Annotated in this window: 15 protein-coding genes; 7 read left to right on the top strand and 8 right to left on the bottom strand. The window is 64.0% G+C overall.

Annotation, left to right across the window (positions count from 1 at the left end; genetic code table 11):
• Positions 1-25: 25 nt before the first annotated feature.
• From rplI to FRF71_RS10440, 4 genes are all read right to left on the bottom strand, one after another.
• Positions 26-655 (bottom strand): 50S ribosomal protein L9, encoded by a 630-nt coding sequence (gene rplI / locus FRF71_RS10425; RefSeq protein WP_147090591.1) that lies wholly within the window; start codon positions 653-655, stop codon positions 26-28.
• A 13-nt stretch (positions 656-668) separates the two neighbouring features.
• A complete protein-coding gene (gene rpsR / locus FRF71_RS10430) occupies positions 669-893 on the bottom strand; it encodes a 30S ribosomal protein S18 (protein WP_147090592.1) in 225 nt (74 codons plus the stop codon).
• A 3-nt stretch (positions 894-896) separates the two neighbouring features.
• Positions 897-1,259: a 30S ribosomal protein S6 gene (rpsF, locus tag FRF71_RS10435; RefSeq protein WP_147090593.1), complete on the bottom strand. Its 363-nt coding sequence runs from the start codon at positions 1,257-1,259 to the stop codon at positions 897-899.
• A 139-nt stretch (positions 1,260-1,398) separates the two neighbouring features.
• Positions 1,399-2,256 carry a cupin domain-containing protein gene (locus FRF71_RS10440; RefSeq protein WP_147090594.1) on the bottom strand — a complete coding sequence of 286 codons (858 nt, stop codon included), beginning with the start codon at positions 2,254-2,256 and terminating at the stop codon, positions 1,399-1,401.
• 113 nt (positions 2,257-2,369) lie between these two features.
• On the opposite strand from FRF71_RS10440, the gene FRF71_RS10445 reads away from it, so the two are divergent.
• Positions 2,370-3,320: a DUF808 domain-containing protein gene (locus FRF71_RS10445; protein WP_147090595.1), complete on the top strand. Its 951-nt coding sequence runs from the start codon at positions 2,370-2,372 to the stop codon at positions 3,318-3,320.
• On the opposite strand, the gene FRF71_RS10450 is transcribed toward FRF71_RS10445, so the two are convergent.
• Positions 3,309-4,733 (bottom strand): glutamate ligase domain-containing protein, encoded by a 1,425-nt coding sequence (locus tag FRF71_RS10450; protein WP_147090596.1) that lies wholly within the window; start codon positions 4,731-4,733, stop codon positions 3,309-3,311. The two genes, FRF71_RS10445 and FRF71_RS10450, sit on opposite strands and share 12 nt — an antisense overlap.
• A gap of 185 nt (positions 4,734-4,918) precedes the next feature.
• Between FRF71_RS10450 and FRF71_RS10455 the strand changes: the two genes are divergently transcribed.
• The 4 genes from FRF71_RS10455 (at position 4,919) to dnaN (ending at position 8,922) form a co-directional block, all read left to right on the top strand.
• Positions 4,919-5,731: an LD-carboxypeptidase gene (locus tag FRF71_RS10455; protein ID WP_147090597.1), complete on the top strand. Its 813-nt coding sequence runs from the start codon at positions 4,919-4,921 to the stop codon at positions 5,729-5,731.
• A gap of 45 nt (positions 5,732-5,776) precedes the next feature.
• Positions 5,777-6,712, top strand: a complete 936-nt coding sequence (fabD, locus tag FRF71_RS10460) for an ACP S-malonyltransferase (RefSeq protein WP_147090598.1) — start codon at positions 5,777-5,779, stop codon at positions 6,710-6,712.
• A gap of 11 nt (positions 6,713-6,723) precedes the next feature.
• Positions 6,724-7,473 (top strand): 3-oxoacyl-[acyl-carrier-protein] reductase, encoded by a 750-nt coding sequence (gene fabG, locus FRF71_RS10465; RefSeq protein ID WP_147091622.1) that lies wholly within the window; start codon positions 6,724-6,726, stop codon positions 7,471-7,473.
• A gap of 330 nt (positions 7,474-7,803) precedes the next feature.
• Positions 7,804-8,922: a DNA polymerase III subunit beta gene (dnaN, locus tag FRF71_RS10470; RefSeq protein WP_147091623.1), complete on the top strand. Its 1,119-nt coding sequence runs from the start codon at positions 7,804-7,806 to the stop codon at positions 8,920-8,922.
• Between the two features lie 51 nt (positions 8,923-8,973).
• Here the strand turns inward: dnaN and FRF71_RS10475 are convergent, their stop codons facing one another.
• The gene (locus FRF71_RS10475; protein WP_147090599.1) at positions 8,974-9,246 is read right to left on the bottom strand and encodes a DUF4242 domain-containing protein; all 273 of its coding nucleotides are present in this window, start codon (positions 9,244-9,246) and stop codon (positions 8,974-8,976) included.
• 163 nt (positions 9,247-9,409) lie between these two features.
• Here FRF71_RS10475 and FRF71_RS10480 point away from each other — a divergent pair, with 163 nt between their 5' ends.
• Entirely contained in the window at positions 9,410-10,486 is a 1,077-nt protein-coding gene (locus FRF71_RS10480; RefSeq protein ID WP_147090600.1) for a DUF2855 family protein, read from the top strand.
• 10 nt (positions 10,487-10,496) lie between these two features.
• Here FRF71_RS10480 and FRF71_RS10485 read toward each other — a convergent pair whose 3' ends face one another.
• Positions 10,497-12,251 carry an N-acyl-D-amino-acid deacylase family protein gene (locus tag FRF71_RS10485; RefSeq protein ID WP_147090601.1) on the bottom strand — a complete coding sequence of 585 codons (1,755 nt, stop codon included), beginning with the start codon at positions 12,249-12,251 and terminating at the stop codon, positions 10,497-10,499.
• Positions 12,252-12,346: 95 nt separating this feature from the next.
• Entirely contained in the window at positions 12,347-13,657 is a 1,311-nt protein-coding gene (locus FRF71_RS10490) for an FAD-dependent oxidoreductase (protein WP_147090602.1), read from the bottom strand.
• Positions 13,658-13,851: 194 nt separating this feature from the next.
• Here FRF71_RS10490 and FRF71_RS10495 point away from each other — a divergent pair, with 194 nt between their 5' ends.
• Complete coding sequence (locus FRF71_RS10495; RefSeq protein WP_147090603.1) at positions 13,852-16,458, top strand: EAL domain-containing protein; 2,607 nt, start codon at positions 13,852-13,854, stop codon at positions 16,456-16,458.
• Positions 16,459-16,535 lie beyond the last annotated feature (77 nt).

A 16,535-nucleotide genomic window follows, 5' to 3' on the forward strand; every position in this document is an offset into this window, starting at 1 on the left:
TGATCGGTTGGCGATGGCGCGAAGCTTAGGCTTCTTCGCCCTCATCGGCGTTGGCGTCGGCAGCTGAGGCAGCAGGGGCCGGAGCCTCGGCTTCCGGCTCTTCACCGTTGCCGGCTTCGAAGTCACCCGCAGCGGCAGCAGCCTCGGCGGCTTCGTCTTCGAACATCGCGGCAATAACGTCGACGCCCTTGGCCTGCTGGTCGGCTTCGTCAGGCGAGCGCGCGACGTTGACCTTGACCATCACAGTCACTTCCGGGTGCAGCGCAACCTTGACGTCAAACACGCCGATGGTCTTGATCGGGCGCTCCAGCACGATCATCGACTTCGACACGCCTGCGCCATCGGCGTTGAGTGCGTCGACGATGTCACGTACCGAAACCGAACCATAGAGCTGGCCCGAGTTCGACGAAGCGCGGATCAGCACGACCGACTTGCCTTCGACGTTGCCGGCGTGCCCTTCGGCTTCCGAACGACGCGCAGCGTTGTCGGCTTCGATCTTCGAGCGGTTGGCTTCAAAGACCTTGCGATTGGCTTCGTTGGCGCGCAGCGCCTTCTTGTTGGGCAGCAGGAAGTTGCGAGCATAGCCGTCCTTGACGGTCACAACATCGCCGATGGTGCCCAGCTTCTCGATGCGTTCGAGGAGGATGATTTCCATGGTCTCTCTCCCCTTACTTCACGAGGTAGGGCAGCAAGCCCAGGTGACGGGCACGCTTGATCGCCTGGCCCAGTTCGCGCTGCTTCTTGGCAGAAACGGCGGTGATGCGGCTCGGCACGATCTTGCCACGCTCAGACATATAGGTCTGGAGCAGGCGCGTGTCCTTGTAATCGATCTTCGGGGCGTTCTTGCCCGAGAACGGGCACGACTTGCGGCGGCGAAAGAATGCGCGGGCCATGGCTTAGAACTCCTCGCGTTCGCGGCGCTTGCTGCGCTCACGGTCCTGCTTGCGCATCTGCACCGACGGGCCGGCTTCCAGCTCGTCGACGCGCACGGTCAGCCAGCGGATCACGTCTTCGTTGATCGCGGTCTGACGCTCCAGCTCGGCAACGGTGCCGGCGGGGGCATCGATGTTCAGCATCACGAAGTGAGCCTTGCGGTTACGCTTAATTTTGTAGGCCAGGTTCTTGAGGCCCCAGGTTTCGGTCTTGGTGACCTTGCCCTGGTGGGCTTCAACGATTTCCGTGGCAGCGGCGGCCAGCGCATCAACCTGCGCCTGGCTCAGATCCTGGCGCGCCAGGAAGGTATGCTCGTAGAGCGGCATACTATGCCTTTCATCAATCTAACCGATCGCTGGCTGATCCGCGGGATTGCGGGGCCCCTCCGGCTTTCTTTGCTCCGGAATCGCTTCCGGAAGCGCGGGCCATTAGCGCAAGCCAGCAGGAAAGCAAGCCTAGATGCACTTACCAGGCTGGTGCCGGCTGCCAGGGAAGGGCGGCAAGGTGGGCCAGCTCGGGGGGGAGAACCGGTGCATAGGGTGCGTCAAAGCTGAATGCAGCCTCTTCCGGGGTCCAGACATTCACGTGCCGCCCACCCACAAAGCGGATCAGCGAAATGGCCCCCCAGCGGGCCCCAAACGGGCCGTGGGCGATCCCTGGGGGTCGCCAGAAATAAGCGCCTGGCCGCATGGTTCCATGCGGCCCGGTAAGGTCCCCGCCGATAAGATAGGCTTCTTCAACCACCGGATGGATCTCCTGCGGACCGGAACTCCCCGGAGGTATGGCCTGCGGCAGGATCAGCGACAGAAAAGTCCGCTCGCCGGTTTCGGGATCGGTCCTCAGGTTCTTGCGTCCGATCCCCAGGTGCTTGAGGTTGGGATCGTTGAGCGTCAGATCCCATGGCATGGCCGCTGTATCGAGCAGCGGGACGGCACGGGAACTCGGCTCGGCGCTGCCATCGCCGGCCTGCGCAATCAGCGTTGGCTCGCGGTTGTAGAACGCGAGCACCACGCAGCCTTCGGGCGAAGCCATGTGCCCGCGGGTCCAGCCAGCTGGCAAGAAGCCATAGTAATCGGGGCCATAGCGGCGCCCGTCCATCTCCAACCCGCCCTCAATCACGAAGAATTCCTCGTCGGATAGAATATGTTCAGGGCCTCCACGCGACCATCCTGGTGGATAGCGCATCAGCATTGAGCAGGCCCCATCGCTGGAATCGCGGCTGAGCAGCTTGTATTCGACATCGGGACGGGCCAGGCCATGGCCGATACGCCGCCAGGGCAGCATCTGGGCCTGAACAAATTCGACATGATCGCGGCTTAACATGGCACGGAGCTACCCTGCTGGCCGCGCTGTTTCCTTGATGCGGGTCAAGCTTGCTCGCTTGTCGAATTGCCTTCCATCCGGCTAGGTAGCGCCAAACTATTGGAGACATTCGCATGCCCACCGGCCTAGTTGCCCTGCTCGACGACATTTCCGTGATCGCCAAGGCAGCGGCAGCGAGCATTGACGATGTTGGCGTGGCTGCAGCCAAGGCGGGAACTAAGGCGGCGGGCGTGGTGATCGACGATGCCGCCGTGACGCCCAGCTATGTCACCGAGTTTACGCCCGATCGCGAGCTGCCGATCATCTGGCAGATCGCCAAAGGCAGTCTCAAGAACAAACTACTGATCCTGCTGCCCGCGGCCCTGCTGCTGAGCGAGTTCTTGCCTCAGGCGATGACCCCGCTCCTGATGATGGGCGGGCTGTTCCTGTGCTATGAAGGCGCCGAAAAGGTGCTGGAGAAGCTGGGTGGGGCCAAGCACGGTGAGACGCTGGAAGACCCGATCGAGGACATGGCGACCTTCGAGAAGGAGCGAATTTCTGGCGCTGTCCGCACCGACTTCATCTTGTCAGCCGAAATCATGGCGATCTCGCTCGCCGAAGTGGCGAGCGAGCCGCTGCTTAGCCGTGGGATAATCCTGGCGCTGGTCGGGATCGTCATTACTGCGGCGGTCTACGGCGTGGTCGCGCTGATCGTGAAGATGGACGATATCGGCCTGCATATGGTGCAGGAACGTACCAGCGCGACGGCCAAGGCCTTCGGACGCGGTTTGCTGCATGCCATGCCCAGGCTGCTGACCTTCCTGTCGGTGGTCGGCACGCTTGCTATGCTGTGGGTGGGCGGGCACATCATGGTGGATGGTGCCAAGAAGTTGGGCTTCAAACCGCCTTACGAAGCGATCCACGCGGTGGAACATGTCGTGCATGAGGCGACCGGCGCGCTGGGCGGGGTGCTGGGCTGGCTGACCAATTCTGCGCTGTCGGGCGTAGTCGGCCTGATCCTGGGCACGATTGTCGCCTTGGCGCTGCACAAGGTGCCGGCGCTGTTTGGCAAGTCAGCCCACTAAGGCGAGGACCTCGCGCGCAAACAGGCTCAGCGTATCGTCGCGGGCGCCCATGATGACGATCCGGTCCCCGGGGCGGGCCAGTTCGGCCATGTAGCGGCCGCAATCGGCGCGGGTCGGAATGTATTCGGCTGTGCCGCCATGCTCGCGGATCAGGCCAATGATGCGTTCGCTGCCTTCGCTGCGATCGACTGTGCCGCCGAAATAGACCGGATCGCACAGCAGGGTCAGGTCGTCCGGTCCGAGCAGCCGGGCGAAGACCTCGGCCAGTTCACGACCCATCTGGCGCAGCGGGCCATAGCCGTGCGGCTGGAAGAAGGCGATCACGCGGCCGGGGTGGGCTTTGAGCGTCCGCAGCGTGGCCGCGCACTTTTCCGGGTTGTGACCGAAATCGTCGATCACCGTCACGCCCGATGGACTGGTGCCGACGATCTCGAACCGGCGGGCCAGACCGGCGTAGGAGCCCAGCGCGGCAACCGCTTCGGCCACTGAAACGCCAGCGGCATTGGCCGCAGCAATGGCGGCCAGGGCATTGGCAAGGTTGTGGCGGCCCGGCACGCGCAGTGTCAGCGCATGGTGCGAACCGTCGCGCCGATCGAGCACGGTTGCGTTGAGCGAAGTCGGCCCTTCGACAATCGAACCCGGCTCCACCCCGATCTCTGCCTCGGCGCTGTCGATCCCGAAGCGGATCACGGCTTGGGCGCGCGGGGCGAGGGCGAGGCACTCTGGATCATCAGCGTTGAGCGCAGCGACCGCTGCGGCGGCGAGGAAATCCCCGAACAGCACCCGCAGCTCTTCCATCGACTTGTGATCCAGGCTGACGTTGAGGAGCACGGAGACGGCCGGGCGATAAAGTGCGATCGAGCCATCGCTTTCGTCGACCTCGCTGACAAAGGTGTCGCCCTGGCCCACCCGGGCCGATGCGAAAGGGGCGTCGGCGTGCGCGAAGTTCTTCATCACGGCGCCATTCATGATCGTCGGATCACGGCCGGCACTGGTCAGGATCCAGCCGGTCATGCCGGTGACCGTGCTCTTGCCGCTGGTCCCGCCGATCGCCACCCCGCGCGGCGCGGCGTTGAAAAGGCGAGCGAGCAGTTCGGCCCGGCTCATCTTCGGGCAGCCAAGTTCCCGGGCGCGGACCATTTCCGGCACGGTATCTTCAACCGCGGCCGAGGCAACCAGCACCTGGTCGGCCGAAGTAATCCCGCTGCCGTCCTGCGGATAGAGAGTAAACCCCTCACGCTCGAGCCAGGCGAATTTCTCCGGCGTGCGGCCTTGGTCGCGGCTGCGGTCCGATCCGGCGACATTCGCGCCGTGCCCTTTCAGGATCAACGCCAGCGGCAGCATGCCGGACCCGCCGATGCCGCAGAAGAACCAGGGGTGCCCAGAAAGGCCCGGATCGCTAAGCTCGCTCATTCCGTTGCGCTACGCACCTAACGCGATGAACTCAACCTCCTCTTCGTCACCCGCTTCGCGAGACCAGTGGCTAGCGAAGGCTTGACCCGGGGTCCCGCTGCCTTCACCCACGCTGCAAACAAAAGCGGGACCCCGGATCAAGTCTGGGGTGACGTTCATGACAAAGCCGGACTAGAGAGGGAGCCATGCCCAATGTAGCGATCTGCGCGCCGTCGGCTGCCTTTGCCAAAGAGGATGCGGATCGCGTGCTGGCTCTGGCTGAGGCCGAGTTTCCGGGGGTCAAACTCCACTTCCATCCCCAGTGCTTCCTCAGCGAAGGGCACTTTGCCGGGTCCGACGCGGCGCGCTGTGACGCGCTCGTCGAATGCGCCAATGATGCCGCATTCGACGCCGTGTGGTTTGCCCGCGGCGGCTACGGCGCGGCGCGAATTGCCGAGGATGCGCTCGCCCGCTTCGACCATGCGGCGCAGGGCAAGTTGTATCTGGGCTACTCCGATGGCGGCACGCTGCTTGGCGGCCTCTATCGCCAACGGATCGGCCAGCCGGTTCACGCGCCAATGCCCGCCGATATCCGCCGCGCTGGCGGCGAGGCCGCGGTACGGCGCACGCTGGCCTGGTTGGGGGGTGACAAGTCCGGCGAAGAGCCGTCACGCGATCATCACCCAACTGTGGCCTTCAACCTGATGACCTTGGCCATGCTCTGCGGCACGCCCTTGATGCCAGGGCTGGCCGGCCATGTCGTGCTGGTCGAGGAGGTCTGCGAGTATCTCTACGCGGTTGACCGGCTGTTCTTCCATCTGACCGCGCACCTTGGCGGGATTGCCGGGCTGCGGCTGGGCCGGATCAGCGAAGTGCCCGAGAATGACCGACCGTTTGGCGCAGCGCCTGAAGAGATCGTTCGGCACTGGTGCCAGCGCCACGCTATTCCGTTCCTTGGTGGCGCCGACATTGGCCACGATATCGACAACAAGATTGTGCCCTTCGGGCTTGCCCGCTGACGCGCCAGCCAATAGGCGCAGGCGCCTGAGCAATGGAGAGGGACCATGCGAGCATTTGTTTTCCCCGGTCAGGGTAGCCAGAAGGTCGGCATGGGCGCCGATCTGGCCGCAGCCAGCGCCGCCGCGCGCGCGGTGTTCGAAGAGGTTGACGACGCGCTGGGCCAGAAGCTGTCCGCGATCATGCGCGAAGGGCCGGAAGATGCCCTGACCCTCACCGAAAATGCCCAGCCGGCGATCATGGCCAATGCCATTGCTGTGCTACGGGTGCTGGAGCAGGAAGGCGGCATCACACTGGCCGACAAGGCGGACTTCGTGGCAGGGCACAGCCTTGGCGAGTATACCGCACTCTGCGCCGCTGGGGCGTTCAGCCTGGCCGATACGGCTCGCCTGCTGAAACTGCGCGGACAGGCGATGCAGGCAGCTGTGCCCGTGGGTGTTGGCGCGATGTGCGCACTGCTGGGCGCCGATATCGACAAGGCCCAGAAGCTGGCCGAAGCGGCGGCAGAAGGCGAAGTCTGCACTGTCGCCAACGACAACGATCCCACCCAGGTCGTCTTGTCCGGTCACAAGGGGGCGATCGAGCGGGCCATCGCCATGGTCAAGGACTTCGAGATCAAGCGCGGGATTGCCCTGCCGGTTTCGGCCCCGTTCCATTGCCCGCTGATGCAGCCTGCGGCCGATGCCATGGCGGAGGCACTGGGCAAAACCCCGCCGGGTGCCTTGCGCGTGCCACTGTTTGCCAACGTCACCGCTGCTGTCGTCAGCGATCCGGCCGAGGTCCAGCGCCTGCTGGTCGAACAGGTCTGCGGCCGCGTCCGCTGGCGCGAAAGTGTGATTGCCATGCAGGCTGCCGGGGTCGACACGTTCGTCGAGCTGGGCGGCAAGGTGCTGGGGCCGATGATCGGCCGCAGCGTCAACGATGTGACCGTGACCAGCGTGGTCGGCATGGCCGACATTGAGGCGCTGGCAAAGGAGCTTTGATCATGGACCGTATGTTCGACCTTTCCGGAATGACCGCCCTCGTCACCGGCGCCGCGGGGGGGATTGGCTCGGCAATCAGTCATGCCCTGGCCCGCCAGGGCGCACGGTTGGCGCTGTCGGGGACCAACCCGTCCAAGCTGCGCTCGTTCCGCGAAGAGCTGAACGACACCTATGGTCACGACCATGTTGAGATCACCTGCGATCTCTCGAACACCGAACAGGTCGAACGCCTGGTCCCGGCGACGGTTGATACGCTGGGCAAGATCGACATCCTGGTGAACAATGCCGGGATTACCCGCGACAACCTGGCCATGCGGATGAAGGATGAGGAGTGGGAGCAGGTCATCAAGATCAATCTTGAAGCCGCCTTCCGCCTGATGCGCGCCGCGACCAAGCCGATGATGAAGGCCCGGTTTGGCCGGATCATCACGATCACCAGCGTGGTCGGCGCGACCGGCAACCCCGGGCAGATGAACTATGCCGCAGCCAAGGCCGGTCTGGTCGGCATGTCAAAGTCGCTGGGGCAGGAAATCGCCAGCCGCGGGGTGACGGTCAACTGCGTGGCCCCCGGTTTCATCCGCACGGCGATGACCGACGTGCTGCCCGATGCCCAGAAAGACGCGCTCAACGCGCGCATTCCGATGGGCCGGATGGGCGAGGGCGAGGATATCGGCGCTGCCGTGGCCTATCTGGCCAGCAAGGAGGCCGGTTACATCACTGGGCAGACCCTGCACGTCAATGGCGGGATGGCGATGCTCTGACTTGAGTTCTTCCCCCTTGATGGGGGAAGGATACGAAGCCTTGCGCTCGTGAGAGCGCTTAGGCGCAGTTGGATCGGGGTGCTGGTGCGGCATTGCTTGGGGGCGCCCGAGACACCACCCCCACCCAAGCTATGCCAGGCAGCAAGCTGCCAGTCTCCGCTATCCCTCCCCCATCAAGGGGGAGGAGGACTGCGATTTATCCCCAGTTTAGCCGGGAATCGCAGGCAGTAAACTTGCCCGCCGCACCCCCGGCGCTAAGAACGAATGACCGAATTTCCGGCGCTGCGGCCGATTCCGGCCGTGCGCTTCCCTGGGGACGAAAGACCGACCATGAAGGCCACTATCGAACGCGCGACGCTCCTGAAGTGCCTGTCGCACGTCCAGTCCGTCGTCGAACGGCGCAACACGATCCCGATCCTCTCGAACGTGCTGATCGAGGCCGCCTCTGACGGCACGGTCAAGATCATGGCAACCGATCTTGACCTGCAAGTGGTGGAAACGCTCGGTGCGGTCTCGGTCGAAAATGCGGGTGCAATTACCGTTTCGGCCCACCTGCTGTTCGATATCGCCCGCAAGCTGCCTGATGGGAGCCAGGTCAGCCTGGAAACCGCCGACAACCGCATGACAGTCAAGGCCGGGCGCAGCCGTTTCTCGCTGCCGACTCTGCCGCGCGACGATTTCCCGGTCATCGTCGAGGGCGATCTACCAACCAGCTTCGAACTGCCGGCGGCAACGCTTGCCCAGCTGATCGATCGCACCCGCTTTGCCATCAGCACCGAGGAAACGCGCTATTACCTCAACGGCATCTTCCTGCACGTCACCGATGACGAGCTGAAGGCCGCCGCGACCGATGGCCACCGCCTTGCCCGCTTCACGCTAAAGCGCCCGGATGGCTCGGAAGGCATGCCCGACGTGATCGTGCCGCGCAAATGCGTGGCTGAGCTCCGCAAGCTGCTGGAAGAGGCGCAGGACGCCAATGTCCTGATCGACCTCTCGGCCAGCAAGATCCGCTTCACCCTGGGCGGCGAAAACGGCGTCGTGCTGACCAGCAAGCTGATCGACGGTACTTTCCCGGACTACAGCCGCGTCATTCCGACCGGCAACGACAAGCTGCTGCGGCTTGATCCTAAGAGTTTCTGGCAGGGCGTGGACCGCGTTGCCACGATCGCCACGGAAAAGACCCGCGCGGTCAAGATGGCGCTGGACAATGACCGGGTGACCCTCTCGGTCACCTCACCCGACAACGGCACGGCATCTGAAGAAGTCCCGGCCGATTACAAGTCTAGCGGGTTCGAGATCGGCTTCAACGCCACCTATCTCAAGGACATCCTGGGCCAGATTGAAGGCGACACGGTCGAACTGCACCTAGCCGATGCCGGCGCGCCGACGCTGATCCGCCAGGACGACAAGAGCCCGGCGCTTTACGTGCTGATGCCGATGCGCGTCTGATTGCGGTTATGCCCGGGCCGGTCCACTGGCCCGGGCAAGCCGGACGGTCCGCTATTCGGCGGTCGTCGGATCGATGATATTGCGCACTTCCTGAATACTGTTGGCCGGGAACCCGGCAGTCTCCGCGTGTTGGCGGATCATCGCTTCATCCGGTGCGCGATAGATGCAGTAGATCTTGTTGTCGGTCACGTAGGAGTGGACCCACTGGATCTGCGGCCCCAGGTCTCGCAGCACCGAGCATGAGGCTTGCGAAGCGCCCTTCAGCGCATCGCTATCCAGCGAGCCGGCCCCGGGCATTTCCCGTTCGATTACGAATTGTGGCATTGTCGTCTACCCTCTCCAGAAAGCGTGGCAGCGACCCGTGTTTATGGCACGAGGATAGGCCGGAGCGGTGCTCTTGGCCACCGTTAATATACAAGCGCGCTCCAATTGACCTTACGCCGTCAACCCCTAGGAATACTGGGAGGATTCAAGCGGGAGAGCGATCATGACCCAGACCGTCCAGGTAAAGCGCGGCGCACTCGGTGAAACGCGGATTGCCCAATACGCCGATGCGCCGCTGGGCGATGGTGAGGTGCGGCTGAAGGTGGAGAGCTTCTCGGTCACCGCCAACAACGTGACCTATGCCGTAGCTGGTGATGCCTTTGGCTATTGGAACTTCTTCCCGGGCGAGGGCGAGTGGGGCGTGGTGCCGATGTGGGGCCATGCCGTGGTCACCGAAAGCCGCCACCCGGAGATTGCCGAGGGCGAACGGGTCTATGGCTACCTACCGATGGCTGACAGCCTTGACGTGCTGCCGACCGGCGTAAGCGCTGGCGGGTTCACCGATGCCGCCGCGCACCGCCAGCCGATGAGCCCGATCTATAACCAGTACAGCCGGCTCGCTGCCGATCCGGAACACGATCCGGCGCGCGAGGGTGAGCGGATGATCTTTGGCCCGTTGTTCAAGACCGGGTTCCTGATCGAAAGCTTCATGCGCCGCGAGGGCTGGTTCGGGGCTGAGGCGGTGGTGCTGACCTCGGCCTCGTCCAAGACGGCGATGGGGCTGGCCTCGGTGGCCAAGCACCGCTCGCCAGGGATCAGGCGGATCGGGCTGACCTCGGCCGGCAATGTCGATTTCGTGAAGCGGGGCGGGTTCTATGACCTGGTGCTGGCTTACGACGATCTCACCGGTCTGCCGCAGGTCTCCTCGGTGCTGGTCGATTTTGCCGGCAATGCTGGGTTGATCCATGGCGTGCACACCACTCTGGGCGATAACCTCAAGTATTCCTGCACCGTCGGTGCGACACATGTCGGTGCGGGCTTTGGACAGAACAACGGCCCGCCGCCGGGGCCCACTCCGGTGCTGTTCTTTGCCCCCGATCATGCCGTCGCAGCGATAAAGGAACAGGGCCCCAAAGCCTTTGGCGAGGCTGTGGGGGTGAGTTGGCTGCGCTTCATCGCCGAAGCGGGCGGGGCGCTGACGATTGACGAACGCCATGGGCTTGAGGCTGCGCGCGAGGCTTACCTCGCGACGCTGGCGGGCCGGGCCGATCCTGCTGTGGGGATCGTGATCCGGCCCTAAGCGGCGAAGGTTACTCCGCCGCTTCCAGCATCTCGGCGCGCTGCGGACCACGGATCAGGCCACCGGGGGTGGCACCTGTCCACTTGCCGTCACGGAAGGTGACTACGCCGGTCTTGATCGTGCAGACATAGCCTTCGGCCTTTTGCAGCAGGCGCTTGCCGCCGGCTGGGAGGTCAAAAGCGAGCCAGGGCTTGCCCAGCTTGACCTTGTCCAGGTCGATCACGTTGATATCTGCGAGATAGCCCGGCGCCAGGATGCCGCGATCATCCAGCCCATAGAGCCGCGCCGTATCGCGGCACTGGCGCTTCACAGCATTCTCCAGACTGATGCGATTGCCACGCTTGCGATCACGCACCCAGTGCTGGAGCATGAAGGTCGGGCTCGCCGCATCGCAGATCGTGCCGCAGTGCGCGCCGCCATCGGACAGCGAGTTGACCGTGTCATCGCTCTGCTGCAACGCCTCGAGGAAATCGAGGTTGCCATCGGCATAGTTGAGGATCGGGAGGTAAATGAAGCCCGTGCCGCCATCGCGGCACAGCAGGTCATAGGCATATTCGTCACCCGAGACGCCGGCCGCAGCAGCGCGGGCGGCTATCGAGGCATCGGCCTGCGGCTCGTAATCGAAATCGGGGTCCATCTCGAACTGCATGCCCCAGCCGCCGCTGACCACCATTGAAATGCCGATGATGTCTTCCGGCACCTGGCTGTAATCGCAGGCTTCAGACAAGAGCTGCGCCTTGAATGCCGGGTCAAGCAGCTTGGCGCGCTGCTGTTCCCACGGCAGTTCGGCAATCGCTTGCCAACTGGGGCGCAGGCGGAACGGGTGGACCGTGCCCTGCCAGGCCATGATGATGCCGTTGCCGCGGAGCGCGATCTGGGCGACGATGTTCGCGCCATTGTCGTTTTCAGCGCGCATATTGGCGATCTGCTCGTCGAGCGGCTGCTCCTTGGCAATCGACTGGAGCGCTGCGAAAGTCACCGGCAGGCCGGTTTCGCGGCTGATCTGGCCCATCCAGCCAAACTCATTCCATTCGCGGCGCAGGTCGCTGGCCATTTCGAACACGCCATAGCCAACCCGGCCCATCGCCCGGCCGATCTCGACCAGTTCCTCTTCGGTCGCGGTGGTGCCGGGGACCAGTTCGCCATCGATCGAGCGGTGCAGCACGGTGCGGCTGGTGGAAAAGCCCAGCGCCCCGGCGCGCACGCCTTCCTCGACGATATCGGCCATTTTCTGGATATCATCGGCAGTCGGGACGGCGCCCGGCATTTCGCGGTCACCCAGCACATAGGCACGCACCGCGCCGTGCGGCACATGGGTGCCTACGTCGATGGCGCGCGGCAACCGCTCCAGCGCATCAAGGTATTCTGGGAAGGTTTCCCAGTCCCACTTCATCCCTTCGGCCAGGGCAGTACCGGGGATATCCTCCACCCCTTCCATCAGTCCGATCAGCCAGTTGTGGCGATCCGGCGCAGCCGGGGCAAAGCCAACACCGCAATTGCCCATCACCGCCGTGGTGACGCCGTGCCACGATGACGGCGCCATTTCCTGGTCCCAGGTGGCCTGGCCATCATAATGCGTGTGCACATCGACCCAGCCCGGCGCGACGATCTTGCCCGCCGCGTCGATCTCGTCCGTGGCGTCGCCCTGGATCTTGCCCACTGCGGCGATCAGCCCGTCCTTGACCGCAATGTCGCCCGTAAAGCGCGGATTGCCGGTGCCGTCGACAATTGTGCCGCCGCGAATGATCAGATCGTAGGTTGCCATGGGCTCTCTCCGCTGGTCGCGACTCTCTTGGGTCGCGCCTTTAACCGGGCGATTAAATCACGGGTCGGGGATGGGGGCAAGCGAAGAAGCGGGGCCTATTCCCCAAGGGCCCGGATCATGTCTCCGACATCGACGAACTTCTCGCGCGGGGCGCCGTCGCGGGCGCGCTTTTCCTCGGCGGCCTCGATCTTCTTCCAGTCGCGGAAAGTGACGACATCGAGGCCGCGCGCCTCGGCCAAAGCGTCGAACCCGGGGCGGCCAGCCTTGCCTGCGCCGTTGCCGATATCCTCGGCAATCAGTTCGACCACGGAAAAACCATCGGGGCGGTTAGTGCCGATGGTGCCAGAAGGCCCGCGCCGCGCCCAACCGACGCAATAGAGGCCAGGGAGAATCCGCCCTTCGTCATTGGCAAAGCGGCCGGCACTCTCTTCAAACGGCACGCCGGGGATCGGGCTGGTCTTGTAGCCGATGCAGGTGACGATGAGGCTGCAGGGGATCGTGTAGGTTTCGCCCGTGCCGCTGGCCCGACCATTGGTGTCGAGCACGGTGCGCTCGATCTCGATCCCAGTCACCTTGTCATCGCCCAGGATCGCACGCGGACTGGCGAAGAAATCGAAGTCGATCTCGACCGGCTTGTCGGCGCGAAACTCCTCGGGGATCGCGGCGAACCCGCGCAGGTGGCCGACCGACTTGCGCTGTCCGGGTTCCAGGAACAGGTCCTCGTCTTCGGCCGGCAGGTCGGCTGGATCGACCCGCGGGCAGGCGCGTTCCAGGTGGGCCAGTTCGCCCAGTTCCTTGGGGGTCATCGCGATCTGGTGCGGGCCGCGCCGACCCAGGATGACGATCCGATAAATCTTTGATCTTTCAAGCGTATGGAGCGCATGACCGACGATGTCGCTGCCGGTAAACTCGCTTGCGGTCTTGGACATGATCCGAGCCACGTCGAGGGCGACATTGCCGTTGCCGATGACGACGGCGGTGCTGCCCGACAGGTCCGGATTGAGCTTTGCGAACTGGGGATGGCCATTGTACCAGCCGACGAAGGCAGCACTGCCGAAGACGTTTTCCAACCCCTCGCCAGGGATCCCTGCGGGCTTGTCGTTGGGGGCTCCTGTCGCCAGGACAACGGCGTCGTAAAGCTCTTGCAGTTCGGCGATGGTCACATCCTCGCCGATCATGACGTTGCCGACAAAACGGACATTGTCGGACAGCGCCGTTCCCTCATAGCGGCGCGAGACGCCCTTGATCGACTGATGGTCCGGGGCAACGCCGGTGCGGATCAGGCCATAGGGGACTGGCAGCATATCGAAGATATCGACCCGGACATCCTCGCCCCACTGCTTTTGTGCGGCTTCGGCGGTGTAATAGCCAGCGGGACCTGATCCGATGATGGCGATGTGGCGCATGTCCTGCGTGGCCTCCCCCGGTCGCTGCGGAGGACCACTTTCAGCCACTCCGCTCGCGTTTTCTGCCTGGGCAGGATGCCTTGCAGACAAGGGCTTTGCAACCCGGCTGGCAAAAGTCGCAGGGCTGCTCGCACGCTCGCTTTTGCTTATGAAAGTTAACTGTTTTTCAAAGTGCCTCGGGCAAAAGCGCAGCCATGTCCGCGAGGCACGCGAGAACGATTCAAGCTGCGGCGCGCGACGCGCCAGTTGGCGCTCGCCTGCGTGACACGGCTCGAGCGCAGGAGCTGGTTGGTGACAACTGGTGGTTGATGGCACCGATCATGGCGGTGATCACGATCGTCATCGCCACTGCGACCGACACCCTACCGGGCATCCCGGCGCTGAGCCTGATCGCTGCGGCGATGTGGCTGACCTGGCCCATCGCCCGCGTCAACCGGCGCGAAAAGCTGCGCTGCCACGATCAGACCCGCCGTCAGCTCCTGTTGGGCTTGCACATCAGCGGGCCGATGCTGCTGTTCGGCCTTGCGATCGGGTTCTGGACCGAGAGCATTCCATCGATGGACTGGCGCGAGACGATAAGCGCCCCCGTGATCGCCTCTTCCCTGGCCGCTGTGATCCTCAATCGTCGCATCGCCAGTATCATCGCGGCGACTATCGCAACCTGGCTGGGTGTGGCGCTGGTCGCGGGCAATATCGATACTCTGATGATCCTGATCGGCGGGGCGGCCATCGGGGTTCACGCGTCGGTTCAGCAGGCCCGCCAAGACCGCGCCGAATTCGCTGCCGAACGTGAGCGCCGGCGCAACCAGACACGCGCGGAACAGTTGCTCAACGAGTTCGAGGAGAGCGGGCAGGGCTGGTTCTTTGAAACCGACCGGCACGGCGCGCTGCTCTATGTCTCGCCAACCGTGGGAAAGGTGCTCGACCGCGAGCCGCACGAACTTGTCGGCGAGCCATTGTCCGTGCTCTTTCAGCCCGATGCCGAGGAGGGGGAGCGATCGCTGGCTTTCCATCTGACGGCCCGTTCGGCCTTCAACGACCTGGCCCTGCGCGCCGCCGTTCCTGGCGAGGAGCGCTGGTGGTCGATTTCGGCCCGGCCGCTGTACGATGAGTTCGGCAACTTCCTGGGTTTTCGGGGTTCGGGCCATGACCTGACCGAGAAACGCCGGTCGCAGGAACACGCCTCGCGCCTGGCGCATTACGACTCGCTTACCGGCCTCGCTAACCGCCTGCAGATGGCTCAAACGCTGGAACGCATTCTGGCCGCGCCGAATCCGGGGCAGCGCGCCTGCTCTATCTTCCTGCTCGACCTCGATCGGTTCAAGCAGGTCAACGACACGATGGGCCATCCGGTCGGCGATGCCTTGCTGACGCAGGTGGCGGAAAGGCTTAGACACACCGTTGGCGAGCTTGGCCGGGTCGGCCGACTGGGTGGTGATGAGTTTGAGGTCGTCCTGCCCGGCCGGCACAAGCGCGAAGCCCTGGCGGCGCTGGCCGAGCGGGTGATCGACAACTTGTCGCTGCCCTACCAGCTTGAAGGCCACCGCGTGGTCATTGGCGCCTCGATCGGGATCGCCCTGTCCCCCGACGATGGGGTGACTTCTGACGCGCTGATCCGCAATGCCGACCTGGCGCTCTACGCGGCCAAGGATGGCGGGCGCGGGCGGCACCACTTCTATGCAGCCGATCTACACAGCGATGCCGAGGAACGCCGCCAGCTTGAGGCGGACCTGCGCGAGGCTGTTGCCATTGGTGGGCTTGAACTGGCCTACCAGCCAGTAGTCCAGACCACTACCGAACGAATTACCGGGTTTGAGGCGCTGCTGCGCTGGACCCATCCGGTCCATGGGCCGCTATCGCCCACCAAGTTCATTCCGATTGCCGAAGATGTCGGCATGATCACTCAGATTGGCGAATGGGCCTTGCGCACGGCCTGCATGGAACTGGCCAAGTGGCCGGAATCGGTCCGCGTGGCGGTCAACGTCTCGCCCTTGCAGTTCGCCAATCCGGGCCTGCCGGCTGTGGTGACCCAGGCGCTCGCAAATGCTCAGGTCAGCCCTGACCGGTTAGAGCTGGAGATTACCGAAAGCGTGTTTCTCAACGAGGACGAAGGCGTCGAAAAGATGTTCGCGGCGCTGAAGCGGATCGGCGTGCGGCTGGTGCTCGATGACTTCGGCACAGGCTATTCCTCGCTTGGCTATCTCCAGCGCGCGCCGTTCAACAAGATCAAGATCGATCAGTCATTCGTGCGCGGCGCCACCCAGGCCGGCAGCCCGAACGGCGCAATCATCAGCTCGATTGTGAGCCTGGCCGAAGCGCTGGGCATGGAAACCACGGCCGAGGGCGTCGAGACCTTTGACGAGCTCGATCTGATCCGCCACCTCGGATGCAGCCACGTTCAAGGTTACATCTATGACAAGCCGCTGACTTTCGCCGAAGCGAGCGCACGGCTGGCCTCAGGGTTGACTGCAATCCCCAGCGGCCCGCGCTCGGCCCGGGCAACGCGGCACACCGTCTTGCGCAAGGTCACGCTGGTCCATGGTGAGCAGCGCTACCAGGCCACGATCCGCAACCTCTCGGCGACCGGGGCGCTGATCGAAGGGCTGTGGAATGTCCCGGCGGGGACCATTTTCCAACTGGAATGGGGCGATGGCCAGGTGATGACTGCGACCGCCCGCTGGTCGCAGCAGAACCGGATGGGCGTCGAATTCGCCACCCAGCTGGCGGGTTCGCCTGGCGCAGGTCAGCCTGCCCTCGGCAACGCCGACCTGTCGCTAGTGCGGCGCCAGGCAGCCGGTTAAAAGCGCTGGAATGCTGCCATTTCAGGCCAGCTGTTAGGCTTTTCGCAACCATGTTCGCTTAGAAAAGCACAAGTCAA

The sequence above is a fragment of the Novosphingobium ginsenosidimutans genome, from assembly GCF_007954425.1.
Lineage (GTDB): Bacteria > Pseudomonadota > Alphaproteobacteria > Sphingomonadales > Sphingomonadaceae > Novosphingobium > Novosphingobium ginsenosidimutans.

What these genes read in the sequence shown, in the direction of transcription:
- rplI (WP_147090591.1), bottom strand. Translation starts at nt 655, where the DNA reads ATGGAAATCATCCTCCTCGAACGCATCGAGAAGCTGGGCACCATCGGC.
- rpsR (WP_147090592.1), bottom strand. Translation starts at nt 893, where the DNA reads ATGGCCCGCGCATTCTTTCGCCGCCGCAAGTCGTGCCCGTTCTCGGGC.
- rpsF (WP_147090593.1), bottom strand. Translation starts at nt 1,259, where the DNA reads ATGCCGCTCTACGAGCATACCTTCCTGGCGCGCCAGGATCTGAGCCAG.
- FRF71_RS10440 (WP_147090594.1), bottom strand. Translation starts at nt 2,256, where the DNA reads ATGTTAAGCCGCGATCATGTCGAATTTGTTCAGGCCCAGATGCTGCCC.
- FRF71_RS10445 (WP_147090595.1), top strand. Translation starts at nt 2,370, where the DNA reads ATGCCCACCGGCCTAGTTGCCCTGCTCGACGACATTTCCGTGATCGCC.
- FRF71_RS10450 (WP_147090596.1), bottom strand. Translation starts at nt 4,733, where the DNA reads ATGAGCGAGCTTAGCGATCCGGGCCTTTCTGGGCACCCCTGGTTCTTC.
- FRF71_RS10455 (WP_147090597.1), top strand. Translation starts at nt 4,919, where the DNA reads ATGCCCAATGTAGCGATCTGCGCGCCGTCGGCTGCCTTTGCCAAAGAG.
- fabD (WP_147090598.1), top strand. Translation starts at nt 5,777, where the DNA reads ATGCGAGCATTTGTTTTCCCCGGTCAGGGTAGCCAGAAGGTCGGCATG.
- fabG (WP_147091622.1), top strand. Translation starts at nt 6,724, where the DNA reads ATGTTCGACCTTTCCGGAATGACCGCCCTCGTCACCGGCGCCGCGGGG.
- dnaN (WP_147091623.1), top strand. Translation starts at nt 7,804, where the DNA reads ATGAAGGCCACTATCGAACGCGCGACGCTCCTGAAGTGCCTGTCGCAC.
- FRF71_RS10475 (WP_147090599.1), bottom strand. Translation starts at nt 9,246, where the DNA reads ATGCCACAATTCGTAATCGAACGGGAAATGCCCGGGGCCGGCTCGCTG.
- FRF71_RS10480 (WP_147090600.1), top strand. Translation starts at nt 9,410, where the DNA reads ATGACCCAGACCGTCCAGGTAAAGCGCGGCGCACTCGGTGAAACGCGG.
- FRF71_RS10485 (WP_147090601.1), bottom strand. Translation starts at nt 12,251, where the DNA reads ATGGCAACCTACGATCTGATCATTCGCGGCGGCACAATTGTCGACGGC.
- FRF71_RS10490 (WP_147090602.1), bottom strand. Translation starts at nt 13,657, where the DNA reads ATGCGCCACATCGCCATCATCGGATCAGGTCCCGCTGGCTATTACACC.
- FRF71_RS10495 (WP_147090603.1), top strand. Translation starts at nt 13,852, where the DNA reads ATGTCCGCGAGGCACGCGAGAACGATTCAAGCTGCGGCGCGCGACGCG.